The 25,214-nt window shown below is 64.6% G+C and carries 20 protein-coding genes and 2 pseudogenes; 13 read left to right on the forward strand and 9 right to left on the reverse strand.

Annotated elements, in window-relative coordinates:
* Positions 1 to 7: 7 nt before the first annotated feature.
* The 3 genes and pseudogenes from glgA to ACTGJ9_RS15895 all read right to left on the reverse strand — a co-directional run bounded on the left by glgA (position 8) and on the right by ACTGJ9_RS15895 (position 4,225).
* Positions 8 to 1,458: pseudogene (gene glgA, locus ACTGJ9_RS15885) on the reverse strand (glycogen synthase GlgA).
* Positions 1,455 to 2,717 (reverse strand): glucose-1-phosphate adenylyltransferase, encoded by a 1,263-nt coding sequence (gene glgC, locus ACTGJ9_RS15890; protein WP_456677817.1) that lies wholly within the window; start codon positions 2,715 to 2,717, stop codon positions 1,455 to 1,457. The pseudogene glgA and the gene glgC overlap by 4 nt, the downstream one beginning before the upstream one ends.
* A gap of 527 nt (positions 2,718 to 3,244) precedes the next feature.
* Positions 3,245 to 4,225, reverse strand: coding sequence for an ABC transporter substrate-binding protein (locus ACTGJ9_RS15895; protein ID WP_456677818.1), 981 nt, complete (start codon positions 4,223 to 4,225; stop codon positions 3,245 to 3,247).
* Between the two features lie 484 nt (positions 4,226 to 4,709).
* On the opposite strand from ACTGJ9_RS15895, the gene ACTGJ9_RS15900 reads away from it, so the two are divergent.
* From ACTGJ9_RS15900 to ACTGJ9_RS15940, 9 genes are all read left to right on the forward strand, one after another.
* Entirely contained in the window at positions 4,710 to 5,810 is a 1,101-nt protein-coding gene (locus ACTGJ9_RS15900; protein ID WP_456677819.1) for an ABC transporter substrate-binding protein, read from the forward strand.
* Entirely contained in the window at positions 5,788 to 6,810 is a 1,023-nt protein-coding gene (locus ACTGJ9_RS15905) for an ABC transporter permease (RefSeq protein ID WP_456677820.1), read from the forward strand. The genes ACTGJ9_RS15900 and ACTGJ9_RS15905 overlap by 23 nt, the downstream gene beginning before the upstream one ends.
* Positions 6,804 to 7,601: an ABC transporter ATP-binding protein gene (locus ACTGJ9_RS15910; RefSeq protein WP_456677821.1), complete on the forward strand. Its 798-nt coding sequence runs from the start codon at positions 6,804 to 6,806 to the stop codon at positions 7,599 to 7,601. The genes ACTGJ9_RS15905 and ACTGJ9_RS15910 overlap by 7 nt, the downstream gene beginning before the upstream one ends.
* Positions 7,595 to 8,767 carry an acyl-CoA dehydrogenase family protein gene (locus ACTGJ9_RS15915; RefSeq protein ID WP_456677822.1) on the forward strand — a complete coding sequence of 391 codons (1,173 nt, stop codon included), beginning with the start codon at positions 7,595 to 7,597 and terminating at the stop codon, positions 8,765 to 8,767. The genes ACTGJ9_RS15910 and ACTGJ9_RS15915 overlap by 7 nt, the downstream gene beginning before the upstream one ends.
* Before the next feature lie 37 nt (positions 8,768 to 8,804).
* Positions 8,805 to 9,899, forward strand: coding sequence for an LLM class flavin-dependent oxidoreductase (locus ACTGJ9_RS15920; protein ID WP_456677823.1), 1,095 nt, complete (start codon positions 8,805 to 8,807; stop codon positions 9,897 to 9,899).
* A complete protein-coding gene (locus ACTGJ9_RS15925; RefSeq protein WP_456677824.1) occupies positions 9,896 to 10,165 on the forward strand; it encodes a hypothetical protein in 270 nt (89 codons plus the stop codon). Before ACTGJ9_RS15920 ends, ACTGJ9_RS15925 begins: the two co-directional genes overlap by 4 nt.
* Before the next feature lie 93 nt (positions 10,166 to 10,258).
* Positions 10,259 to 11,104, forward strand: coding sequence for a CmcJ/NvfI family oxidoreductase (locus ACTGJ9_RS15930; RefSeq protein ID WP_456677825.1), 846 nt, complete (start codon positions 10,259 to 10,261; stop codon positions 11,102 to 11,104).
* Between the two features lie 101 nt (positions 11,105 to 11,205).
* Positions 11,206 to 11,520, forward strand: coding sequence for a septal ring lytic transglycosylase RlpA family protein (locus ACTGJ9_RS15935; protein WP_456677826.1), 315 nt, complete (start codon positions 11,206 to 11,208; stop codon positions 11,518 to 11,520).
* A gap of 49 nt (positions 11,521 to 11,569) precedes the next feature.
* Positions 11,570 to 12,739 carry a Gfo/Idh/MocA family protein gene (locus ACTGJ9_RS15940; protein WP_456677827.1) on the forward strand — a complete coding sequence of 390 codons (1,170 nt, stop codon included), beginning with the start codon at positions 11,570 to 11,572 and terminating at the stop codon, positions 12,737 to 12,739.
* Between the two features lie 196 nt (positions 12,740 to 12,935).
* On the opposite strand, the pseudogene ACTGJ9_RS15945 reads toward ACTGJ9_RS15940, so the two are convergent.
* Positions 12,936 to 14,244 (reverse strand): annotated as a pseudogene (locus ACTGJ9_RS15945) (ABC transporter substrate-binding protein).
* A 467-nt stretch (positions 14,245 to 14,711) separates the two neighbouring features.
* Here ACTGJ9_RS15945 and ACTGJ9_RS15950 point away from each other — a divergent pair.
* The 4 genes from ACTGJ9_RS15950 to ACTGJ9_RS15965 all read left to right on the forward strand — a co-directional run bounded on the left by ACTGJ9_RS15950 (position 14,712) and on the right by ACTGJ9_RS15965 (position 19,512).
* Positions 14,712 to 15,842, forward strand: a complete 1,131-nt coding sequence (locus ACTGJ9_RS15950; RefSeq protein WP_456677828.1) for a sugar ABC transporter substrate-binding protein — start codon at positions 14,712 to 14,714, stop codon at positions 15,840 to 15,842.
* 63 nt (positions 15,843 to 15,905) lie between these two features.
* Entirely contained in the window at positions 15,906 to 17,453 is a 1,548-nt protein-coding gene (locus ACTGJ9_RS15955) for a sugar ABC transporter ATP-binding protein (RefSeq protein WP_456677829.1), read from the forward strand.
* Between the two features lie 275 nt (positions 17,454 to 17,728).
* Entirely contained in the window at positions 17,729 to 18,556 is an 828-nt protein-coding gene (locus ACTGJ9_RS15960; RefSeq protein WP_456677830.1) for an ABC transporter permease, read from the forward strand.
* Positions 18,553 to 19,512, forward strand: coding sequence for an ABC transporter permease (locus ACTGJ9_RS15965; protein ID WP_456677831.1), 960 nt, complete (start codon positions 18,553 to 18,555; stop codon positions 19,510 to 19,512). Before ACTGJ9_RS15960 ends, ACTGJ9_RS15965 begins: the two co-directional genes overlap by 4 nt.
* 33 nt (positions 19,513 to 19,545) lie before the next feature.
* Here the strand turns inward: ACTGJ9_RS15965 and ACTGJ9_RS15970 are convergent, their stop codons facing one another.
* From ACTGJ9_RS15970 to ACTGJ9_RS15990, 5 genes are all read right to left on the reverse strand, one after another.
* Positions 19,546 to 20,445, reverse strand: coding sequence for an SMP-30/gluconolactonase/LRE family protein (locus tag ACTGJ9_RS15970; RefSeq protein WP_456677832.1), 900 nt, complete (start codon positions 20,443 to 20,445; stop codon positions 19,546 to 19,548).
* 192 nt (positions 20,446 to 20,637) lie between these two features.
* Positions 20,638 to 21,876 (reverse strand): ABC transporter substrate-binding protein, encoded by a 1,239-nt coding sequence (locus ACTGJ9_RS15975; protein WP_456677833.1) that lies wholly within the window; start codon positions 21,874 to 21,876, stop codon positions 20,638 to 20,640.
* 41 nt (positions 21,877 to 21,917) lie between these two features.
* Complete coding sequence (locus tag ACTGJ9_RS15980; RefSeq protein ID WP_456677834.1) at positions 21,918 to 23,399, reverse strand: ATP-binding cassette domain-containing protein; 1,482 nt, start codon at positions 23,397 to 23,399, stop codon at positions 21,918 to 21,920.
* Complete coding sequence (locus ACTGJ9_RS15985) at positions 23,399 to 24,325, reverse strand: branched-chain amino acid ABC transporter permease (protein WP_456677835.1); 927 nt, start codon at positions 24,323 to 24,325, stop codon at positions 23,399 to 23,401. The genes ACTGJ9_RS15980 and ACTGJ9_RS15985 overlap by 1 nt, the downstream gene beginning before the upstream one ends.
* Position 24,326: 1 nt before the next feature.
* Complete coding sequence (locus ACTGJ9_RS15990; RefSeq protein WP_456677836.1) at positions 24,327 to 25,202, reverse strand: branched-chain amino acid ABC transporter permease; 876 nt, start codon at positions 25,200 to 25,202, stop codon at positions 24,327 to 24,329.
* Between the last annotated feature and the right edge of the window lie 12 nt (positions 25,203 to 25,214).

Below are 25,214 nucleotides of genomic sequence, written 5' to 3' on the forward strand. Positions count from 1 at the left end.
ATCCGGCCTACGTGCGGCGGGATGCCATCAGGCCGCGATAGAGCGCGGCGTATTCGCCGGCGCGGTTGCGCCAGGAGACGTCGGTCGCAAGGCCGCTCAATTGCAGCCGTCGCCAGCTCGGCTTGTCGTGGAAGGCGGCATTCGCCTTGCGCAGCGTGCCGGCGAGGGCCTCGGCGGTCACGGGGCCGAACTTGAATCCGGTGGCATTTTGTCCGGTCTCGCCGATGTCGACGATGGTGTCCTCGAGGCCGCCGACGCGGGAGACGATGGGGACGGCGCCGTAGCGCAGCGCACAGAGCTGGGTGAGCCCGCACGGCTCGAACCGCGACGGCACGAGCAGCGCGTCCGAGCCGGCCTGGATCAGATGCGCCAGTATCTCGTCGTAGCCGATCATGACTCGATCCGGCCGGGATTGGCTCGCGCGACGGCCTGATAGCGATCCTGGAGATCGCGGTCGCCGCTGCCGAGCAGCGCGAGCTGCATGCCCTGGTCCAGGATCGTCGGGATCGCCTCGAGCAGCAGGTCTAGCCCCTTCTGCCACGACAGCCGGCTGATGACGCCGAGCAGCGGCGCTTCGTCGGAGGAATCGAGATTGAATTGCTGCTGAAGCACCGCCTTGTTCGCGGCCCTGAAGGTGAGATCCTGCGCGCCGAACCGATAGGCGATATGCGGATCGGTTTGCGGATCCCACACTTCGGTGTCGATGCCGTTGAGAATGCCGCTCAGCACGCTGGCGCGCTCGCGAAGCAGACCGCCGAGCCCCATGCCGCCTTCGTCGCTCTGGATTTCCTGCGCGTAGGTCGGCGACACCGTGGTGATGCGATCAGCGAGTTGCAGGCCGGCCTTCAGAAAGCTGATGCCGCCGAAATATTCGAGGCCGTGGACGTCGAACGATGCGTCCCAGGGCAAGCCGATCGCGCCCGCGAGCGTGCGGTCGAACTTGCCTTGATAGGCCATGTTGTGAATGGTCATCACGGTGCCCGGCCGCGCCCCGCCGTCATAGTGCAGATAGGCCGGTACGAGCCCGGCCTGCCAGTCATGAGCGTGCACGATGTCGGGCACGAAGGCCGCGACGAGACCGTGGCCGATATCGGCCGCGACGCGCGACAGCGCAGCGAAGCGTACGCCGTTGTCCGGCCAGTCGGTGCCCTCGGCGGTGACGTAGGGGTTGCCAGGCCGGGCATAGAGATGGGGCACGTCGAGCACGAACAGGTCGAGCCCATCGTGCGAGCCGGCAAGCAGCCGGCCCGGCCCGCCGAAATAATCCGGCCAGCGCCGGATTTCATCCGCGCCCGACAACAGCCGCATCACATCCGGGTAGCCCGGCATCAGCGTACCCATCTCGACGCCGTGCCCCTTCAGCGCAATCGGCAGCGCACCGGCGACATCCGCGAGGCCGCCGGTCTTGACGATGGGGTAGACTTCAGAAGCGACCGCGAGGACGCGAACAGGCGTCATGTATTGAGCCTGTCGATCATCGTCTGGGTGATCAGCGTGATGCCCTGCTCGGTGGTCCGGAAGCGCTTGGCGTCGAGTTCGGGATCCTCGCCGACGACAAGTCCTTCCGGAATCTCGATGCCGCGGTCGATCACGACGTTCTTCAGCCGCGCGCCGCGCCCGACATTGACGTAAGGCATGATCACGGCGTTCTCGACATTTGCATAGGAGTTGATACGCACGCCGGTGAAAAGCAGCGAGCGGCGCAGCGAGGCGCCCGAGATGATGCAGCCGCCAGAGACCAGCGAACTGACGGCGTAGCCGCGCCGGCTCTCCTCGTCGTGGACGAATTTCGCGGGCGGCGTAATCTCCGAATAGGACCAGATCGGCCACGCGCCGTCGAACAGATCGAGCTCCGGCACCACGTCTGTGAGGTCGATATTGGCGGCCCAGTACGCGTCGACCGTTCCGACGTCGCGCCAGTAGGACCGCGGCTCGGTGCCGGTGCGCACGCAGGAGGTCGAGAACTGGTGCGCCATGGCGCGGCCGTTCTTGACGATGTAGGGAATGATGTCCTTGCCGAAATCATGGTTCGAGTTCGGGTCCGCGGCGTCGCGCTTGAGTTCCTCGAACAGGAATTTCGCGTCGAACACGTAGATGCCCATGCTGGCGAGCGAGACGTCCGGCTTGCCAGGCATCGGCGGCGGATCCTTGGGCTTCTCGAGGAATTCCTGGATCCAGCCGTTCTCGTCGATATGCATGATGCCGAAGCCCGAGGATTCCGCGCGCGGCATTTCGAGGCAGCCGACCGTCACGTCGGCGCCGCTCTCGACATGCTGGCGCAGCATCACCTCGTAATCCATCTTGTAGATGTGGTCGCCGGCGAGCACGACGATGAAGCGGCAGGCGTGGGATTCGATGATGTCGATGTTCTGGTAGACCGCATCCGCCGTGCCGACATACCACATGCTCTCCGAGACGCGCTGGCTCGCAGGAAGAATGTCGAAGCTCTCGTTGCGCTCCGGGCGGAAGAAGTTCCAGCCCATCTGAAGATGCCGGATCAGGCTATGCGCCTTGTACTGGGTGGCGACGGCGATACGGCGGATGCCCGAGTTCACCGCGTTCGATAGCGCAAAATCGATGATGCGGGACTTGCCGCCGAAATAGACCGCGGGCTTGGCGCGTCGGTCAGTCAACTCCAGCAGCCGGCTGCCGCGCCCGCCGGCCAGGACGAACGCCAGCGCCTGACGGGCAAGCGGCTCGGGTCTCGCGGCACTCATATCATCCTCCCACTCGTCTGGCGCAAGCTTCGCCTGGCGCAAAGTGCCTTCTGGCCGCGCACCACAGGAACCGATAGTAACGGTACCAATAGTAAATCGGGAAGGCGCTTGTTAGTTGCGAACGCATGGAAAGCTTAACGCTTTGCCGTCGTTCTCAGACTTCCGGCGGCGTTGTCCCGGTGTGATATCGGCGCGCCTGGTGCGCCGGTGTCGTGATCACATTTGAGGCATGTCTCGGCGTCTTGTGCGGTGCACGCGCATTCGAGACTTAGACGGCGATGCGCCTGTCTATGATGGCTACGGACCGGCCTACGCCTATCCGCGATATGATCGGCCCTATCGTCCCTATTACGGCCACTACCGGCCGCGCCCGTATTACGGCGGCCATTGGTGATCTCGCGCGTCGCGCGCCGCTAAAGTGACATCCACACGATCAGGCTCATGCAGGCGAAATGCGCGAGCACGATCGCGGCGAGATGCAACGGGCCGGCCTTGAGGCGAAGCCTGCGCATCTCGCCGCCTCCGCCCTAGTTCGATCCCGCGGCCGCGGCGGTGAAGCTGCGGTCTACGGCTTTGCTGACGTCGAGGGTCTTCGGCAGGATGCCATAGCGCGTCGAGCGGTCGGAGGCTTCCTGCACCTCCTTCACCACGTTCTCGTCGATCAGAACCGGGCTGGTGCGCTGCGCGGTGTAAGCCGAGAGCAGCACGTCCTCGGGCAGCTTGGTCAGCTCGGCCGTGCTCCTGGCATATTCGCCGAGGTGATCCAGCGACCACAGTCGGGCCTTGTTCAGCCGCTCTACGAAATCCTGCACCGCCGCGCGCTTGTTGGCGATGGCGCTGTCGGAGGCGACGATGAAGGTGATGGTCGGCGTCAGGCCTTCGCCGTTAGCGATCACGCGGGCCTTGTCTTTCAAGGTCGCGAACGAGACGTAGGGCTCCCACACCGCCCAGGCGTCGATCGAGCCGGCCACCAGCGCGACCTTGGCATCGACGGGGCCGAGCGGCGCGAAGGTCGCGTCCTCGAGCTTGATCTGTGCTTTCTCCAGCGTCGCGTCGATCAGGAACTGTCCCCAGCCGCCGCGCGTGCCGGCGAGGCGTTTTCCCTTGAGCTCGGCGGCCGACTTGATCGGCGAATCCTGCCGCACCAGGATCGCTTGTGTCCTCGCGTCCGACTTCGTGCCGCCGATCGCCTTGATCGGGGCACCGGCGGCATAGACCGACAGGAACGAGAGATCGCCGGTGTAGCCGACGTCGAGCGCGCCGGCGTTGAGCGCTTCCAGAATCGGCGCGGCGGCGGGGAATTCCGACCATTCGATCTTGTAGGGCAAGTCCTTCGCGTAGCCGGAGATTTCGAGCAGCGAGCGGTTGCCGCCCTTCTGGTCGCCGACGCGGAGCACGACCGTGTCGGCGGCGAGCGACGCCGCCGCCGTCGACAAGGTGACGGCGGCAGCAAACAGCGAGGCTGCCAACCGGCGCGTGATGGAATGATCGTGGGAATTGATGCTCATGTAGCCTGTCTTGTTGCTTGCTTGTTACCTTGGCTCACGACACGTGAGCGAGTGATGCAGCGAGACCATCGAGTCTATGACTACGCCGTGCGCCGTCAATGAAATGGCTATCCGTATTGCGGATGCGTCGGGCAATGACGTTCCAGCGCGGTGTCGCTTTCGAGAATGGGCGGCGTGCGCGGCCCAAGATGCGCAAGAATCCAGCAGGCGGCGGAGCAGCAGCGCATCATTGCGGCATGATGTATCCACGAAAATCGTTTCATCGTTGTGCCGCGCACTGATGGTGAGAATGACCTCGCATCGCGCCACATTCGAAATTCCATTTCATTGACGATGCAGCACGCGCGCCGCATGATTGCGCATCGCATCAAAGCGGCGCCGGAAGCGTCGGCGAAAAATTCTCTCAACGCAGCTCCGTACGGAACATGCGCAACGCGAAGCGCTGCGCGAATGCGGAGCCGTGCCAATGCAGGAGCGGGGACTGATGGGTAACGACAACAAGCGCGGCGGATCGGGCCTCGACCGGCGCCATCTGCTCCAGGCGGGATTGGCGGCAGCCTTCGCGGCGCCGCTCGGCGCGCTGGGCGCGCAGGCGTTTGTGCCGCAAGCGCCCGCAGCCGGCATCGACTTCTCGGAATTCCCGCTGTGCCGCACGGCTGCGGATGGCCCGGTGCTGACAGGCGCGCCGCGCAAGCTCAAGCTGTCGTGGAATGCCGGCGCGGTCTGCCTCGCGCCCTTGCCGGTCGCGATCGAGCACGGCTTCTTCCAGAAGCAGAATCTCGACGTGGAGCTCGTCAACTATTCCGGCTCGACCGATCAGTTGCTCGAGGCGATCGCCACCGGCAAGAGCGACGCCGGTCTCGGCATGGCGCTGCGCTGGCTCAAACCGCTGGAGCAGGGCTTTGACGTCAAGATCGCCGCCGGCACCCACGGCGGCTGCATGCGCGTGCTGAGCCGCGCCGATTCCGGCGTGACCAGGCTCGCCGATCTCAAGGGCAAGGTCGTCGCGGTCGGCGATCTCGCCGGGCCCGACAAGAATTTCTTTTCGATCCAGCTTGCAAAACTCGGCATTGATCCGAACAAGGATGTCGACTGGCGCGCTTATCCCGGCAACCTCCTCAACGTCGCGGTCGAGAAGGGCGAGGTGCAGGCCTTCCTGTCAGGCGATCCGCTCGCCTATCTCTGGCTGAAGGACACCCAGTACAAGGAGGTCGCCTCCAATCTCGACGGCGACTATCGCGACAAGAGCTGCTGCATCGTCGGCTTGCGCGGCAGCCTGGTGCGCGAGGAGCCGCAGGTCGCCCGCGCCATCACCCAGGCGCTGCTCGATGCCGCGATGTTCACCTCACAGAATCCGGCTATCGCGGCCAAGTCGTTCCAGCCCTACGCACCGAAGGCCGCAACGCTCGCCGATATCGAGGGCATGGTGCGCTACCATACGCATCATCATCACCCCACGGGAGAGGTGCTGAAGCGCGAGCTCAAGGCCTATGCCGACGATCTCAAGAACGTACAGGTCTTCAAGCAGAGCACCGACACGACGAAATTCGCGGAGCGCATCTATGTCGACGTATTCGCTGTCTGACGGGCTCGCGCCCGGCGCGCCGCGCCTGTCGCGTGCGCCGCTGCTTGCGACCTGGGTTAGGGAATCCGGTGCAGGCGTGGCTGCCAGCGCCGCCTGGATCGCCTTCGGGCTCTCCTGCCTGTGGTGGGAGGACGTCGGCGACTGGTCGCGCACGCATTCGCTCGGCATTGCCGCGTTCGTCGTCGCCGCCATCGCCCTGTTCGGGACCGTCGGCGCGGACTATCTCGGCTCGGCCGGACGGGCCCTGCGCCAGCGCGCGCCCTGGCTCATCGCGATCGGAGCTTTCCTGACCTTGTGGGAGGTCGCGACCGCCAAATTCGCCTGGCTGCCGCTGCCGTTCTTTCCGCCGCCGCAATCGATCATCGAGGTCTATACCGACGACCTCCCAAAGTTGCTCGACAGTGTATTCGCCTCGGTCAAGCTTCAACTCGGCGGCTATCTCATCGGCGCGACGGTCGGCTTCCTGACCGGCGTTTCGATCGGCTGGTCGCGCGCAGTCGGATACTGGGTGCATCCGGTGCTACGCTTCATCGGCCCGCTGCCGGCGACCGCGTGGCTGCCGATTGCCTTCTTCACCTTTCCGTCGAGCTGGAGTGCTTCGACCTTCCTGATCGCGCTGGCCACCGGCTTTCCGGTCACGGTCCTGACCTGGTCGGGCGTCGCGAGCGTCAGCACCGCCTACTACGATGTCGCGCGCACGCTCGGCGCAAAGCCGTCCTTCCTGGTGCTGAAGGTCGCGATTCCCGCCGCACTCCCGCATGTCTTCGTCGGCCTGTTCATGGGGCTCGGCTCGTCCTTTGCCGTGCTGGTCGTCGCCGAGATGATCGGCGTCAAGGCCGGGCTCGGCTGGTACCTGCAATGGGCGCAGGGCTGGGCCGCCTATGCCAACATGTATGCGGCGCTGATCGTGATGTCGCTGCTCTGCTCGGGGGCGATCACGCTGCTGTTTGCGATCCGCGACCGCCTGCTGGTCTGGCAGAAGGGGACCGTGAAATGGTAGAAGCAGCTCTCGCCGAAGCGATCACCCATCCTGCCGCCGGCGCCGCGCTCGACATCGAGCAGGTCAGCCATGCCTTCGATATCGACGGCGCCGAGCTGCCGGTGCTCACTGAGGTCAGCATCGCCGTGGAGCCGGGCGAGTTTGTCGCGCTGCTCGGCCCGTCGGGCTGCGGCAAGTCGACCTTGCTGCGGCTCGTCGCGGGCCTCGAGAAGCCCAAGGCGGGAAGTCTGCGTGAAGACGAAGTTCGCATCACGCGGCCGCATCCGTCACGGGTCGTCGTGTTCCAGGACCCGACGCTGTTTCCCTGGCGCACGGTCTGGGACAATGTCGCGCTGGGGCTGGAAGCCCAGGGCGTCCTCAAGAGCCAGCGCCACCGCGTCGATGCCGCGCTCGATCTCGTTGGGCTGTCGGACTTCCGCACCGCCTATCCGCACCAGCTTTCCGGCGGCATGGCGCAGCGCGTGGCGCTGGCGCGTGCGCTGGTCAACGATCCCAAAATCCTGATCCTGGACGAGCCGCTGGGAAAACTGGACTCGCTGACCCGCATCACCATGCAGGCCGAGCTGGTGTCGCTGTGGCAGCGCAAGGGTTTTACCACGCTCCTCGTCACGCATGATGCCGAGGAGGCGCTGGTGCTCGCCAATCGCGTCATCGTCTTCAGCGAGCGTCCCGCGCGCGTGAAGGCCGACATCCGCGTCGACCGGCCCTATCCGCGTCATCGCGGCGACCCCTACCTGGCCGACCTGCGCCGTCAGATTCTCAACCTCCTGGGATTGGATGCAACGTGGTGACGTCCGCAGCCAAAGGGCGCGCGGCCTACAGCGAACCCGACTACATCGCGCGTGCGGAAGCCTTGGCCGAAGGCTTTGCTTTGCGTGCGGCCGAACATGACCGCACCGGCAGCTTTCCCTTCGAGAACTTTCGCGAGCTCTCGGAAGCAGGCCTGCTGTCGCTGACCGTGCCTGCGGCGTTCGGCGGTGCCGGCGCGGGCGCACGATATGCCGCGCGCGTCCTCGGTATCGTCGGCAAAGCCTGTTCGTCGACGGCGCTGGTGCTGTCGATGCATTACATCAATCATCTGGTGATGGCGCGAAGCCCGACCTGGCCGATACGGCTGTCGCGCAAGCTCGCACAGGAAACCGTCGAAGGGCTAGCGCTCGTCAATGCGCTCCGGGTCGAGCCCGAGCTCGGCTCACCCGCGCGCGGCGGCTTGCCGGCGACGATCGCGCGACGCACCGAGACCGGCTGGCACCTTTCCGGCCACAAGATCTATTCGACGGGCTTGCCGATCCTGAAATGGTATCTGGTGTGGGCCCGCACAGACGAGGCCGAGCCGCGCGTCGGCCAGTTCCTGGTGCCGGCGGGCCTGCCGGGCACACGTATCGTCGAGACCTGGGATCACCACGGGCTGCGCGCCAGCGGAAGCCATGACGTTATCTTCGACGAAGTCGTCATCCCGCTCGATGCCGAGATCGATGTCCGCAGACCTGCGGACTGGCGTGCGCCCGACATCGCGCAGGCGACCGTCCACACCATCTTCGTCGCCGCTATCTATGACGGCATCACCCGCGCCGCGCGCGACTGGCTGGTGAGCTTCCTGAAGACGCGGGCGCCGGCCAGTCTCGGCGCACCGCTGGCGACCTTGCCGCGCGCCCAGGAGATCCTCGGCGGCATCGAGGCGCGGCTCGCGGTCAACGCACGTTTGATCGGGAGCTTCGCTTCCGATTTCGACGACGGCTTGCAGGTGAGTGCGATCGAGTCCAACATCATCAAGCTGACGGTGACCAACAACGCCGTGGCCGCCGTGGAGGACGCGTTGTCGCTGACCAGCAATCATGGCCTGTCGCGCAAGAATCCGCTGGAGCGGCATTACCGCGACGTGCTCTGTGGCCGCGTCCACACGCCACAGGACGACAGCACGAAAATCGCCGCCGGACGCATCGCGCTCGGCGTCTGATCAATCAACCTGTTCAATCAACCCATGGAGTTCCCTGATGTCGGTCGAGTTCATCGGCTTTATCGCGAACAGCAATGCTTCCGAGACCATCGTGCGCCAGGGGCCGGTGCTCGATCCCAACTATATCGAGACGGTGGCGAAGGCGCATGAGCTTGCCGGATTCGACCGCGCGCTGCTGGCGTTCCATTCGACCACGCCCGACGCGCTCCAGATCGCCCAGCATGTCCTGACCATCACCAGGCAGCTCAAGGTGATGATCGCGCAGCGGCCCGGCTTTACCGCGCCGACGCTCCTGGCACGACAGCTCGCGACGCTCGACCAGCTCTATGGCGGCCGCGTCTCCCTGCACGTCATCACCGGCGGCAACGCCATCGAGCTCAGGCAGGACGGCAACACGCTCGACGACAAGGACGAGCGCTATGCCCGCACCAGCGAATTCCTCGACATCGTGCGGCTGGAATGGACCAGCGAGAAGCCGTTCAACTACAGCGGCAAGTACTACGCCGTCGAGAACGGCTTTTCGCAGGTGAAGCCGCTGCAGAAGGGCGGCATCTACACCTTCGTCGGCGGCGGCTCCGATGCCGCGATCGAGGTCTCGGGCAAGCATGCGGACACTTTTGCGCTGTGGGGTGAATCCTATGCGCAGGTGCGCGACGTCACCGCGCGCGTGCGCGCGGCGGCCGCGAAGCACGGGCGGCCAAGCCCGCGCTTCAGCCTGTCGGTGCGGCCGATCCTGGCCGATACCGAGGAGAAAGCCTGGAAGAAGGCCGAAGGGATCCTCGAGCGCGCCACCGCGCTGCAGGACCAGACCGGCTATCGCCGGCCCAATCATGCCACCGAGGGCGCCAAGCGGTTGCTGGCGGCGGCCGACCAGGGCGCGCGCGTCGACAAGCGGCTATGGACCGAGATCGCAAATCTCACCGGCGCCAACAGCAACACTACCGCGCTGGTCGGCACGCCCGAGCAGGTCGCCGAGGTCTTCGCCGACTACTACGATCTCGGCGTCAGCCACTTCCTGATCCGCGGCTTCGATCCGCTTCCCGATGCCATCGACTATGGCCGCGAGCTGATCCCGCTGACGCGCAAGCTGATCGCCGAACGCGACCAGCAGCGGGGGATCGCGGCGGAATGATCCGGTTCATTGTTGCTGCAGCGCTCGCATTTGCGGGCGCCGATCTCGCAGCTGCGCAGACCACGCTGCGTGTCGGCGACCAGAAGGGCAATTCGCAGGCCGCCGCGACCTGGGGCAAGCTGATGAACATCCCGACCGCCATGCCGCAGAAGCCATTTGGCCTACTCTCGCGTGCCATCACAAGGCTCTCAAGCATCCGTGAACCGGCTAGAAGCCATTCCAACTCGGTCGGCTTCCTCGAAACATCCTTCTGCATTTCGCACTGACGGCAACAGCCCCGTTGCTATTTGCATCCCCTCCCTTGCGCCGCGCTCCACTCCGTCAAAAATCATCCGGACGACCACATCGGGAGACCGGCCATGGGCCTGCAAGAAACAAAAATCGAATCGCTTCCCTTCGTCACTGCTGAACTCAACTACCTCGCGCCGGTGTCCGGCAAGCCGCGCACTTATGCCTTCGATCCGCCGCCGGGCGAGCCGAAAAGCACCTCGCTGCCGGAGCCGCATCAGGTCCCGATCTTCGATGCGCGGTTGATCGCGAACAATATCTCGCTCGATCGCGAAGGTTTCGCGCTGGTGCGCCATCCGAACCAGGTGAAGGACTTCTACAACGACGAGGAAATCCGCAGCGTGTACTACCCCGCCGTCGAGGCCTTCCTCCGCGCGACGCTGAAGGCCGATCGCGTTTTCATCTTCGACCACACCGTGCGCAGGCGCGTCGAGGGCGCCCCCGATATTCGCGACGGCGGCCCGCGCCAGCCCGCGACGCGCGTCCATGTCGACCAGACCGCCGTCTCCGGTGCCAATCGCGTGCGCGAGCATCTGCCCGATGAGGCCGAGGAGCTGCTCAAGGGCCGGGTGCAGGTGATCAACCTCTGGCGGCCGATCCGCGGTCCCTTACGCGATTCACCGCTCGCGATGGCCGATGGCACCACGGTCTCTCCCGACGATCTCGTCGCCTCCGACCTGATCTATCCCAATCGCCGCGGCGAGACCTATTCCGTGAAATACAATCCGAACCACCGCTGGTTCTATTTCCCGGAGATGACAGCGGACGAGGCGCTATTGCTCAAATGCTATGATTCAGCAACGGACGGTCGCACCCGTTTCGGGCCGCACACCGCTTTCGTCGATCCGACCACGCCGGCCGATGCTGCCCCGCGCGAGAGCATCGAGGTGCGCACGCTTGTCTTTCACAAACAGTAACAATGTGTGATGGCATCGCCGGGCCATGCCCGGCGGTGTTCCGGGAACCAAATGGAACCGGACGACGTTGCAGCGCGGGCAGGCCAACCGGGAGCAGTGCCGTGCGAGCGCAGCCGACCCTCTTGTTTTGTCTGATCCCTTTTTCGCTTTCTGCATTTTCCATCGCCCACGCCGAAAGCGGACTTGCTTCATACTATGGATACGGGAAGGCCGCGAAGAACGGCGAGCTGACCTGCGCGCACCGGACGCGTCCGTTCGGCAGCGTGCTCAAAGTGTCCTACAGCGGGCGCACCATCCAATGCCGCGTCAATGATCGCGGCCCCTTCATCCGCGGCCGCATCGTCGATCTCTCGGTGCCTGCCGCCCGCGCCCTCGGCATGATGAGCGCGGGCGTGGTGCGGGTCTCGGTGCAATAGGCTTGTAAGCGCGCTATAGTGCCGTCCAAAGCGAGGGGCTGGGAGCGCTATGGCACGGATAAGGATCGGACTCGTCGGCTGCGGCTTCGTGTCGGAGCTGCATGTGTATGCGTTCCGGCGCGTCTACGGCGTCGACGTCGAGGTTGCGGCGGTCGCTGCGCGCGGCGATCACGTCGTCGAATTTGCCCGTCGTCATGACATCCCGCGGGTCTACCGCAGTTTTGCGGAATTGATCGCAGACCGCGCCCTCGATGTCATCGACATCTGCACGCCACCCAATCTTCATGCCGAGATGATCGTCGCCAGCATGCAAGCCGGCAAGCACGTCATCTGCGAAAAGCCGTTTGCCGGCTATTTCGGCCGTAGCGGTGACAAGCAGCCCATCGGCAAGCACGTGCCGAAGGCGCTGATGTATGAACGCGTGCTGGAGGAGATGGACGCAACGCGTGCCGCGATCGAGCGCACCGGAAAACTCTTCATGTATGCCGAGGACTGGATCTATGCGCCAGCCGTGACCAAGACCGCCGAGATCCTCAAGGCGACAAAGGACAAGATCCTGTTCATGAAGGGCGAGGAGAGCCATTCCGGCTCGCACGCGGCGCATGCCGCGCAATGGGCGATGACCGGCGGCGGCTCGCTGATCCGGATGGGCTGCCATCCGCTCTCGGCCGTGCTCTATCTCAAGCAGGTCGAGGCGAAGGCGCGTGGCGAGACCATCAAGGTTGCCAGCGTCACCGGCGATGTCGGCAACGTCACGGCCGGTCTCAAGCCGGAGGAGCGGACCTACCTTAAGGCCAATCCCGTCGATGTCGAGGATTGGGGCACGCTGACGGCGACCTTCTCCGACGGGACCAAGGCCACCGTGTTCTCCGGCGACATGATCATGGGCGGCGTGCGCAATCTGATCGAAACCTACACCAGCGGCGGTTCGCTGTTCGCCAACATCACTCCGAACACGCATCTGATGAGCTACCAGACGTCCGAGGAGAAACTCGCAAGCGTCTACATTACCGAGAAGGTCGACCGCAAAACCGGCTGGCAATATGTCTGCCTCGAGGAGGAATGGACACGCGGCTATCTCCAGGAGATCCAGGATTTCATGGAATGCGCCGCCACGGGGCGCCAGCCGCTGTCGGATCTCGCGCTGGCCTACGAGACGATCAAGGTGAACTATGCCGGCTATTGGGCGGCGGAAGAGGGACGGCGGGTGGTGTTGTGAAGCCCCTGGCCGCGCCGCATGTCACCTCGCCCCGCTTGCGGGGAGGTCGGAATTCAAGCGCAGCTTGAATTCCGGGTGAGGGGGACTCTCCGCGAATCCGTCTCTCATGGTATGCGCGGAGACAGCCCCTCACTCCAGCCCTCTCCCCGCGACAGCAGGGCGAGGGAGCACAGCCCCGCCGTCGCTCGTGCAAGTCCTACGTGCCGTAGGTCGAGCCCTTCGGCAGCGGAAATACCGGATCCTGGGTGCGGATGTTGGTCGGCCACACCACCGAAATGTGCTCGCCGGCATTCTGCATCACCACCGGCGTCGAGCGTTCGTTCTGGCCGGAGAGCGGCGTGCCCGGTGGGAAGAACTTGACACCATAGCCCTGGATGGTGCCGCCGGGAGGATGTCGACATCGAGCGCGGCTTTGCGAACGGCCTCCGGCTCGAAGCTGCCGTATTTCTCTTTCGCGACCGGCAGCACGTTGTTGAGCAGCACCCAAGTCTGGTTAAAACCCATCGAGCAGTGCGGCGGCACGTCGGTGGCGCCGGTCTTGGCCTGGTAGCGCGTGACCATGGTCTTGATCAGATCGCCCATGCCGGGCGCAAGCTTCGACGGATCGAGCAACTGGGCCGGCACCGGATCGATGTTGCAGAAATTGTCGATGTCGGGGCCGAAGGTCGTGCGCAGCTTGTCGAGCTGGCTGTAACCGGCGCCGGCGCCGAACAGCATCTTGAAGCGCAGGCCGCTCTCGCGCGCCTGGCGCAGGAACAGGGTGATATCGGGATTGTAGCCGGCGTGCGAGATCACATCGACCTTGGCGCGCTTGAGTTTGGTGACGAGTACCGAGAGATCGGGCGCGGAAGCCGAATAGCCCTCGCGCAGCACCACCTGGATGCCGGCGTCCTTGGCATAGGCCTCGTCGGCGGCGGCGACGCCGACGCCGTAGGGGCCGTCCTCGTGGATCAGCGCAACCTTGACCTCCTTCGGGTCCATGCCGAGTTTTGCTTTCGCATGCTCGGCGATGAAGCCGGCGAACGCCTGGCCGTATTGATCCGAGTGGATCTGCGCGCGAAAGACGTATTGCAGGTTCTTGTCCTTGAACACGGCGGTCGACACGGCGGTCGTGATCCAGAGGATCTTCTTCTGCTGCTCGACCTTCGCCGCCATCGGCACGGCATGCGCGCTGGAGAAGACGCCGTCGATGATGTCGACCTTCTCCTGGCTGATCAGCCGCTCGGCCTCGTTGATGGCCACATCGGCCTTGCTCTGGGAGTCGGCGGCGACCGGAGCGACCTTGGTCTTGCCGCCGATGCCACCCTTCTCGTTGACGAGATCGATAGCGATTTGCGTTCCGACGGACGAGGCGACCGAGCCCCCGCGGCGAACGGGCCGGTGAGATCGTAGATCACGCCCATGCGTAACGTCTCGGCTTGCGCCTGGGCCCGGGTCCAATCGAGGCTGAGTGTGGCGGCGGCAGCCGCCGTACCCTTCAGCAGCTGCCTGCGTGAAGTCGGCATCCTATCCCTCCCTCCGAACCGTCGTTTGCGACCGGTTTTATGTTTTTTGCGAGTATTTGGAGGGCGCTTGTGAAAGTCAACATGCACCGCACCAGGCAAATCGCGGCCGTCCGTGATCAGATAAGCATTTTTCCCTGAGTATCATTCTTTTTGTGGAGCGCTCAGCAAGAGACCGGTCAGCGGCCCCTCACCACGGATCGTTCGATTGCTCCGCATCATGCCGGGCACAAACATCCGCTTGTCGTGCGTGTGCTTTCGGCTTCGCCCGGATACGACATCGTCTCCCGCAATCGTGATGGTCTCGCTCTTGCGCGCTGGCCGCAGGCCGGGCTGACGACCGGCATTCGGCTTGTGCGCATCGGAGATTGCGTGCCATCCTAGCGGGGTAAATTGCACGGGAAGCCCAATTCCCGGCCTGGCCATCGCGCCGCGTTAGGGTGGAAAACAAAAGCTTAGGGAGAAGAGACATGGTGTGGACGCTTCGTTTTGCGGGGCTCGCTTGCGTTGGCCTGTTGCTGTCCCCGGTCAGTGCCTTGGCGGGGCCGAAGGTCGTATCCGGTCCGGGCGCCGATCCCGGATGCTTCAAGCCCTGGTCTGCCCAAACCAAGTTCTTCCAATGGGACAAGAAGCCTGGTCCCTACAAGATCGCGCTCGTCAACGGCTTCGTCGGCAACACCTGGCGCATCCAGATGGTGAAGACTGCAAAGGCCTTCGCCGCGCAGCCGGGCATCAAGGAGAACATCAAGGAGTTCAAGGTCGTCTCGACCGGCACCGATGTTGCAGCGCAACTCGGCGCGATGGAGGACTTCATCAACCAGGGCTTCGACGCCATCGTCACCATCGCGGTGGCCCCCGACGGCTTCGACCGCATCATCCGCCTCGCCGACAAGAACAATGTGGTCGTGGTGCCCTTCGACAACGTCCTCGACACCGACAAGGTGATGATGGTCAACGAGGACCAGAAGGAAATGGGCCGCATGTCGGCGAAGTGGCTGATCGATGAGAGCGGCAAGAAGGCGGGCGACATCCTCGAGGTCCGCGGTCTTCCGGGCAATTCGGTTGACCGGGACCGCCATCTCGGCTTCCGCGAAGTCATGGAAGCACCGGGCAACAGCTTCAAGATCACCGAAGTGGTCGGCAACTGGGATACCGGCACCTCGCAGAAGGTGACGGCGGACGCGCTCGCGGTGCACGGTCATTTCGACGGCGTGTTCACGCAAGGCGGCTCCGACGGTACCGTGCAAGCGATGATGTCGGCGAAGCATCCCTTCGTGCCGATGTCGGGCGAGGGTGAGAACGAGTACCGCAAGCAGATCGCCGATCACGCCAAGGACGGGCTCAAGGGCATGTCCTACGGCCAGTCTCCGGCGCTGGTCGCCATCGCCACCAAGGCGGCGATCTCCGCGCTGCAGGGCAATGTGATGCCGCAGCTGATCTCGATCCCGATCCCGGTCGCGACCTACAAGGATCTGAAGCCCGGCATCAACTACTGGCCGGACCTCAACGCAAACTTCTTTGCGCCGAACCAGTTCGCGCCGTGCGGCGTCAATTTCACCGCGCCGGAGATCATGTCGCAGAGCGAGAAGAACACCCAGTGAGCGCACCGGAGATATCCCGGTTGCGGCCCGGCCTTGGCCGGGCCGCCGCTGCGTGAGGCTGCCATGCCGGACGCCGGCCTGAGCCAATCGGCCTTCCTCGCCCTGTCCGGAATCTCCAAGCGCTACGCTGGCGTGCGGGCGCTCGAGGGCGTCGACTTCGCGTGCGAGCGCGGCAAGATTCACGCGGTGCTGGGCGAGAACGGCGCCGGCAAGTCGACGCTGATCAAGATCATCGCCGGCGTCGTCCAGCCCGATACCGGCACCATGCGGCTCGGCAGATCCGATGTGAGGTTCGCGACACCGTCCGCGGCCAATGCCGCCGGCGTCGTCTGCATCTTCCAGGAATTGTCGCTGATGCCCGACCTTTCGGTCGCGGACAACATCTCCATCGCGTCGCCGCCGCGCCGCTTCGGCCTCATCGACGCGCGGGCGCAGCGCCGCCGTGCCGAGGAGCTCCTGGCCGAGATCGGATGCGAGGACGTCAATCCCCTGATGCGCGTGCGCGATCTGCCGCTGTCGCGCCGCCAGGTGGTGGAGATCGCCAAGGCGCTCGGCAAGAAGCCGCAGCTCCTGATCCTCGACGAAGCCACATCGGCCCTCACCAGTGCCGACGTCGAGAAGGTCTATGCCATGCTGGCACGGCTCAAGGCCGAGGGTGTTGCCATTCTCTACATCTCGCACCGGATGCACGAGGTCGAGGCGCTGGCCGACCGCGCGTCCGTGTTCCGCAACGGGCGCCATATTGAGACCTTCGACAAGGGCAGGCGCTCGACCGCTGACATCGTTCAGCTCATGATCGGGCGCGACATCGCCACCCAGTATCCGCCCAAGCCCGCGCGCGCATCGCTGAAGCCGGTGCTGGCCGTCGAGCACCTGAGCTGGGACAAGAGCCTGGATCGCATTTCGCTCCGCGTCGGCGCCGGCGAGATCGTCGGTCTCGGCGGGCTGGATGGCCAAGGCCAGAAGTCCCTGCTGCTGGCGCTGTTCGGCGTGCTGCGTGGCGTTTCCGGGCGGGTCACCGTCGAAGGCCGCGAAGTGCGTCCGGGATCTCCGGCGGCAGCGAAGTCGGTCGGCATCGCGCTCGTGCCGGAGGATCGCAAGACCGAAGGCCTGATGCTGCCGATGTCGATATCAGACAATCTGGTGATCGCCTCGCTCGACGCGATCTCGACCGGACCTCTGGTCGACCGCGCGCGCGAGACCGATGCAATCAAACGCGCCATCGCGCGGCTACAGATCAAGATCGGCGCGCCCGGCGACGCCGTCGCCACGCTCTCCGGCGGCAACCAGCAGAAGGTCGTTCTTGCCAAATGGCTGATGACAGAACCCAAGCTCATCCTGCTCAACGATCCCACGCGCGGCATCGATGTCGGCACCAAGCAGGAGCTTTACCGGCTGATGCGCGAACTCGCCGACCAGGGCGCCGCCATCCTGTTCTACTCCACCGACTATGACGAGCTCATCGGCTGCTGCGATAGGGTGGCGATCATGTATGACGGGCGCATCGTGCGCGAGCTGCAGGGTGACGAACTCACCGAGACCAACATCATCGCCAGCGCGCTGAACATCGACGCCGCGGCGCCGGACACTTCCGGAGCCGCCCATGCTTGACGATGTCGCCATCCGGATTCGCCAGAACATCGGCATCGTCACCGCCGTCCTGTTGTTCTCCATTCTCTATCTCCTCTACAATCTCGCCCATCCCAAGGGCTTCTCGTCGGCGGTTCTGGTGCAGAACGGCGACGAGATCTTTGCCCTCGCCATGCTGGCGATGGCCCAGACCGTGCCGGTGCTGGCGTCAGGGCTCGATCTCTCCGTGGGCGCCGTCATGACCATGGTGGGGTGTTTCGCGAGCTATCTGCTCACGGGAGCGGGCGGGCAGCCCGTTGCACCTCGAGATATTCGGTCTGCATCTCGGCCTCGGCACCTTTCCCGGCGGCGTGAGCGGCATCCTGCTCGGGATCGTCGTGTGTCTTGCGACCGGCGCACTGGCGGGTTTCGTCAATGGCTGCATCGTCGTCTATGGACGCATCCAGCCGATCATCGCGACGCTCGCGACCGGCGCGGTCTATATCGGCATCGCGCTGTTCCTGCGGCCGACGCCGGGCGGCAAGATCGACGAGGATCTCAACTGGGCGCTGACCAATTCGCTCGGGGATTTCGCCGCGACCGTCCATGTTTTCGATGATGGCGCAGCTAGCTGGTTTGCGCCGGTGGCCTGGATCCCGGTGCCGTTCGTGCTGCTCGTCCTGATCGCGCTCCTGGTGTGGGTGCCGTTCCGCCGCTCCGTGCTTGGCCGGGCTGTCTATGCGGTCGGCTCGGCCGAAGGCGCAGCCTACATGTCCGGCCTTCCGATCGAGCGTGCCAAGATCGCGGCCTTCACGCTCGCCGGCTTCTTCGCCGGCTGTGGCGGCCTGTTCCTCGCGATCCAGACATCCTCGGGCAATGCCGACATCCCGCAGGCCGGCGCCTACACGCTCAATTCCATCGCGTCCGTCGTCATCGGCGGGACCTCGCTGCTTGGCGGGACCGGCAGTGCGATCGGCTCGATCTTCGGTGCCATGGTACTGCGAGTCATCTCGTTCTTCTTCCGCATCTTCGACATCGCCCCGCTGTTGCAGCCGCTGTTCGAGGGTCTGATCTTGCTGGCTGCGGTCAGCATTGGCGCGCTCGGCGTGCTGCGCGTCAAGAACACGCTGGAGCTGTTCCGATGAGTTCGGCCTCCCTCAGTCTCTCGCGCGATGACCGCCCGATCCTGATCGCGGCCCTGTTCATCCTCGTCATCCTGGTGGCGGGCACGATCTATACTTTTGCGCGCTTCGGCAGCGCGCCGCTGCTCTCACCGGCCTATCTGTTGCAGCAACTTCAGATCGGCGCCTTCCTCGGCATCGTATCCGCCGGGATGATGATGGTGATCCTGATCGCCCAGATCGACCTGTCGGTGCCGTGGACGCTTGCCGCGGCCGCGATGATGGCGACATCGATCGGCGGTCCGCTTGCAATTCCGGTCGGGCTCGGGGTCGGGCTTCTGGTCGGTCTCATCAACGGCATCGGCGTTGCGTATCTGCGCGTGCCCTCGATGATCTTCACGCTTGGCGTCAACGCGGTGATGCGCGGGCTGATGGTTGCCCACACCGGCGGCTACGCGCCGCAGACCACTGCCACCGACCTGATGCGGATGCTCGCGGCCGACCGCACGCTCGGCATTCCCAACGCCCTGTTTGTCTGGATCGCCGTGTCGGTACTCGTCACGATTGTTCTGCAGCGCATGAGGCTCGGCCGATACGTCTATGCCATCGGCAACAAGGAGGCAGCCGCGTATCTGGCCGGTGTCGATACCCGCCGCATCACCGTGATCTGCTTCGTCCTGTGCGGTGTCGCGGCCGCGCTCGCCGGTGTGCTGCTCGCCGGCTACTCCACCAAGGCGTATCAGGGCATGGGGGATGCCTATCTGCTGCCATCGATCGCGGCGGTCGTGATCGGCGGCACCAACATCCTCGGCGGCCGTGGCCGCTATCTCGGGACGCTGATCGGCGTCGTGCTGATCGTGCTTCTCAACAGCGTGCTGTCGATCATGGACATGCCCGAGGCCGGCCGCCAGGTGATCTACGGCCTTGTCATCATCTTCATGCTGTTGGTCTATGGGCGCGGTGAACGCGTCACGAGTTGACGCGACACGTCTGCTCTGGTTGCGATCGCTCCCCTAAACCGCTGCCCGTGTGTTGAGGTAGATCGAATACAGCGAGGTCTGTCCGCAGATGTAGAGGCGGTTGCGGCGCGGGCCGCCGAAGCAGACATTGGCGACGATCTCGCCGATCGGGATCGTACCGAGATGCGTTCCGTCGGGGGCGTAGCAGAACACGCTCCGGCCCGCCGACGTCCAGATGTTACCATGGATGTCGCAGCGGAAGCCGTCATAGAGCCCGTCCGGGCAGGTGGCAAACAGCGAGGCCTCTCCGACGGTCGGCCCCTTGACCTCATAGGACCAGATCGTTGGCGGCAGCCCGCGGACATGGGTCGCGCCGGTGTCGGCGATATAGAGCCGGCTCTCATCCGGCGAGAAGGCCAGCCCGTTAGGCTGCACCCGGTCGGACACGACGCGCGTGATGGCGCCAGAGCTACCGTCGATCCGGTAGACGTTGGAGGCGCCGATCTCGGATGGACTTTGCTGGCCTTCATAGTCGCTGTCGATGCCGTAAGTCGGATCGGAGAACCAAGTCGAATTGTCAGACTTGACCACGACGTCGTTGGGCGAATTCAACCGGCGGCCCTCGAACGCATCCGCCAGCACCGTGATTGAGCCATCGTGCTCGGTGCGGGTGACGCGCCGCATGAAATGCTCGCAACTGACCAGCCGCCCCTGGCGATCGGTGGTGTTGCCGTTGGAATTGAAGCTCGGCGCGCGGAACACCGACACCGATCCGTCGGTCTCGTCGAAGCGCATCATCCGGTTGTTCGGAATGTCGGACCAGATCAGGTAACGCCCGGCGGGAAAATAGGCGGGGCCTTCGGCCCAGCGGCAACCGCTGGTGAGTTTCTCGAGATTGACATGGCCGATCACCAGCCGCTCGAAGCGAGGGTCGTGCGCGACATAAGGGAGCATGCGTCCTCCTTGATGGCCGCAGATTCTTGGAGCTGCCTGCGTACCCCCTTACTGTGATCGACCCTGCCGAATTTGCAAGCGGGCTTCACTTCAAGGGCACATCGAGCGAGAGATGAAATGCCCGGGACATCTAGCGCGAGGACGCGCTTCTGCCCGGGCATCACATCGTTGCGGTGGCCTTGTTCCGCTTTCTTACTGCGACAGCTTCACGAAATTCGGAAACTTCAGCTTGCCTTCCGCGATCTTCTCCGGCCAGACCACGACCTGCTTCTGGTCCTGCCACTGGAAGACGAGGCCGGTCACCGCGCCCGGACCGGACTTGACGCCGTGGGTGAACTCGTCGTCCTTGCCGTAAAACTTGATCTGGCCGATCGTGCCTTCGAAGTCGGTCTTTTCCATCTCGGCGACCATCTTGTCGGGATCGGTCGAGCCGGCGCGCTTGATCGCGTCGGTGATGATGTAGACGTCGTCATAGGCGGTGTAGCCGGTATAGGCGGGCGGCGTGCCGAACTTGGCCGTGAAGGCGGCCGCGAACGGCTTTGTCTTGGAGGTGACGGCAACATCAGGCGTCGCGACGGCCAGCGACGGCACGCCATCGGCGGCGCCATTGGTGTCCTTCCAGAAGGTCGGGCTGAGCGCCTGCGCGCTGATGCCGAACATCGGGATGGGCACCTGCTGGTTCTTCCACTGCACCGTCGGCTGCACGCCGACATGCGAGATACCGGTGACGATCACATCGGGCTTCTTGCCTTCGATGTTGTTGAAGATCGGCGTGAAGTCGGTGGTATCGGGCGAGAAGCGCACATGCTCGACCACCTTCAGTCCGGCCTTGGGCAGGCAGGCCTCGTAGCCAACATCGAGCGGCTTGGTCCAGGCGGCGTCCTCGCTCATGATCGCGACCGTCTTCATGTGCATCTTGTCGACCAGGAGATCCTTGGCCGCATCGCAGACGATCTGCGCTTGCGCGGCCGAGGTCAGGTAGCCGTGGAAGGTGTACTTATTCTTCTCGTAGTCGTTGTGGATCGCCTTGGTGATCTCGTTCGAGGCGGCGCCGGGCGTGATCAGCGGCATCTTCAGGCGCGCTGCCCAGGGCTCGAGCGCGAGCACGACCTCGCTGATATAGCTCGCGATCACCGCGGAGACCTTGTCCTCGCTCACCGCGCGCTGGAAGGCGCGCACCGAGTCGGCCGAGGAGCTCTTGTTGTCATAGGTAACGATCTCGATCTTGCGGCCGAGGATGCCGCCCTTGGCATTGATCTCGTCGGCGGCAATCTGCGCGCCGCCGGGTGTGGCAGCACCCGCGATCGACTGCACTTCGGCGATGACGCCGATCTTGATGGGGGCGCCCGATTGCGCATAGGCGGGGGCGGCGAGGCACAGCGCCAGCGCGGAGGTGAGGAGGCCAGAGCTCAAAATGCTCGATGATCGCATGGTCGTTTCCCTTTCCTTGTTTTGTTGTTGGTATGCGCGAATTAGAGAAAGTCGGCGCCGGCCTCCGCGGCGAAGCGGCCGGGATCGCCCTCCCAGACGATCCTTGCATGCTCGAGAACATAGACGCGGTCGGCATGCGGCAGCGCGAAGGTCACATTCTGCTCGCCGAGCAGCACCGTGATCGACGTGGTCTGCCGCAGCTTCTCCAGCGCCTTGGACAACAGTTCGAGGATGACCGGCGCGAGGCCCAGCGTCGGCTCGTCCAGGATCAGGATCTGCGGCTGCATCATCAGCGCGCGGCCGATCGCCAGCATCTGCTGCTCGCCGCCGGACAGTGTCTGCGCCAGCTGTCCCTGACGCTCCTTCAGGATCGGGAACAGCTCGAACAGCCAGGCGAGCTGGGCGGCCCGCTTGTCGTCGGTGAGATGTTGCCCGCCGAGATCGAGGTTCTCGCGCACACTCATCTCGCCGAAAAGTTCCCGCGATTCCGGGCACTGCACGAGGCCGCTGCGGGCGATCTTCGCCGGGCTGGTGCCGCGCAGCTTTTCGCCGCCGCGGATGATCTCGCCGGTATAAGGCAAGAAGCCGGAGATGGTGTTGAACAGCGTGGTCTTGCCGGCGCCGTTGAGGCCGACGACGGAGACGAACTCGCCCTCGTGGATGTGGATCGAGACGTTCTCCAGCGCCTGCGCCTTGCCGTAATAGACGCTGACATTCTCGACCTGGAGCAGCGGCACCTTGTCCTTGAAGCCGGTCTCGGGCCGTGCATGGGTCTCGATGGCGCCGCCGAGATAGACCCTGCGCACGGTCTCGTTCTTCATGACGTCGTCGGCCTTGCCGGTGACGATCTCCTCGCCGAGATACATCGCGAGCACGCGGTCGACCAGCGCTGCGACGCTCTTGACGTTGTGGTCGACCAGCATCACCGCGCGGCCTTCGTCGCGAAAGCTGCGGATCAGGTCGGAGAATACGTCGACCTCGGCGCGGGTGAGGCCGGCAAACGGCTCGTCGACCAGCACCACTTTTGGGTCACGTGCGATCGCTTTTGCGAGTTCGAGCCGGCGCAAATCGGCGAAGGGCAGCGTCGGCGGGCGGCGGTTCATCACGCTGCCCAACCCGACACGATCGGCGATCCATTTGGCGCGCTCGACCAGCGCCTTGTCCGGAAACAGCATGAACAGGCTGTCCGGCAGCAGCGCCACCATGATGTTCTCCAGCACGGTCTGCCGGTTCAGCGGCCGCGAGTGCTGGAACACCATGCCAAAGCCCTTGCGCGCGATCTTGTGCGCGGGCAGGCCGGCGACGTTCTCGCCTTCGAAAATCACTTCGCCTGCGGTCGGGCGCTCGATGCCCATCACGCTCTTCATCGCGGTGGACTTACCCGAGCCGTTCGGTCCGATCAGGCCGAAGATCTCGCCGCTATTGACCTCGAAGCCGAGGTTCTTCACCGCGGTCAATCCGCCGAAGCGTTTGGTCAGGCCGCGGACTTCGAGCACGGGGCGGTTTGAAAGCCTCTGGTCCATTACGAGCGAGCCTCGCGCGAGAGGGCCGCTCCGAGGAAGCCGCCGGGGAAGAACAGCACGACGAGAAGCGCGACCGCCGAGACGATGAAGGTCGCAAGCTCGCCCGTCGGGCGCAGGAATTCGCCGGCGACGATCAGGAAGATCGCGCCGAGCGCAGCGCCGAGCACGGTGCGGCGGCCGCCGAGCACGGCCGAGACGATGACGTTGACGCCGACCGCGACGTCGACGACGGTGCCGACCGACGCGGTACCGAAGTAGAACACCAGCAGCGCGCCGGACAATCCAGAGAAGAACGCGCTGACGATGAAGGCGGCAAGCTTGTGCTTGACGATGTTGAAGCCGAGCGCGCCGGCCTGCACCGGATCCTGGCCGCTGGCTTGCAGCACCAGCCCGACCGGCGATTGCGACAGGCCGTAGAGAATGGCTGCCGAGATCGTCATGAAGCCGAGCGCGATCCAGTAATTGGCGCCGGCGCTGATGGTGATGACGTCAGGAATGGTGAGGCCGATCTCGCCGCCGGTGAGATCGGCGAACACCACGATGAAGTTCTGCAGCATCAGGACCGCGACCAGTGTGGTCAGGCCGAAATACGGCCCGCGCACGCGCAGCGCCGGCAGTGCCAGCACCAGCCCTGCGACGACGGAGGCGAGCGCACCGAGCACGATGCAGAGATAGACCGACCAGCCGAACTGGGCATTGAGGATGCCGGCCGTGTAGGCGCCGACGCCGATCAGGAAGGTCGGCCCGAAATTGACCTCGCCGGCGAAGCCGAACAGCAGGTCCCAGGCCATCGCGAACACGCCGAAATAAAATGCGACGGTGAGGAGCCCGAGCACGTAGCCCGAGACGTAGAGCGGCAGCGTGGCTGCGATGATCACGAGCGCCAGTGAGACGAAGAACAGGCGCGAGGTAAAGAAGCCGGCCATCTCAGCGCCTCCCCAGCAGGCCCTGGGGCCGGATGTACATCACGAACACGAGCAGCAGCAGCGCCGGAATGGTGCGGTAGGCCGGCGAGACCAGATAGGCCGTCAGCGTTTCGAGATAGCCGACCACGAAGGCCGCGATCAGCGAGCCGGAGACGCTGCCGAGACCGCCGAGCACCACGATCGAGAATGCGCTCGCGGTCAGCGGCCCCACGCTGTAGGAGCTGACGCCGAGAAACATGCCGAGCAGCACGCCGGCGATGCCGGCGAGGATGCCGTAGATCCCCCACACCACGATGTAGATGTTGGTGAGCTCGAGCCCGAGCAGGGTGACGCCGCGCGGGTTCATCGAGGCCGCCAGCACCGCCTTGCCGGTGCGGGTGCGATTTACCAGCAGCCATAGCAGCGCGATGACGAGGCAGCACACGATCGCGGTGAAAATCTCGTTCTTGGGCGTGCGGACGCCGAGGATCTCGACGACGCCCTCGACGATCGGCAGCACGGTCTTCGCGTTATTGGTGAAGAAATAGGCGATCAGCTCCTGGATCATGATGCCCCAGAGCAGCGTTCCCGTGAGGACGAAGATCTCCTTCTCCTCGTTCGGGATGCGCCGGGAATCCTGGATCGGCTTCACCACCGCGAAGTAGGTGGCGAACGCCGCGAGAAGGGCGACGCCGACCCCGATCAGCGCGCCGGCATAGGTCCCCACATCCAGCACGCTGGCGGCGGCCCAGGCCGCCACCGCTGCCGCCACCATGATGGCACCGTGGGAGAGGTTGAGCACGCCGGAGACGCCGAAGATCAGTGTGAAGCCGGTGGCACCGAGAGCGTAGAGGGCGCTGATGGCAAAGCCATCGATCAGAATCTGGAAAGCTCGCATCTATGATCGGCC

Source organism: Bradyrhizobium sp. RDM12 (genome assembly GCF_051917485.1).
Classification (GTDB): domain Bacteria; phylum Pseudomonadota; class Alphaproteobacteria; order Rhizobiales; family Xanthobacteraceae; genus Bradyrhizobium.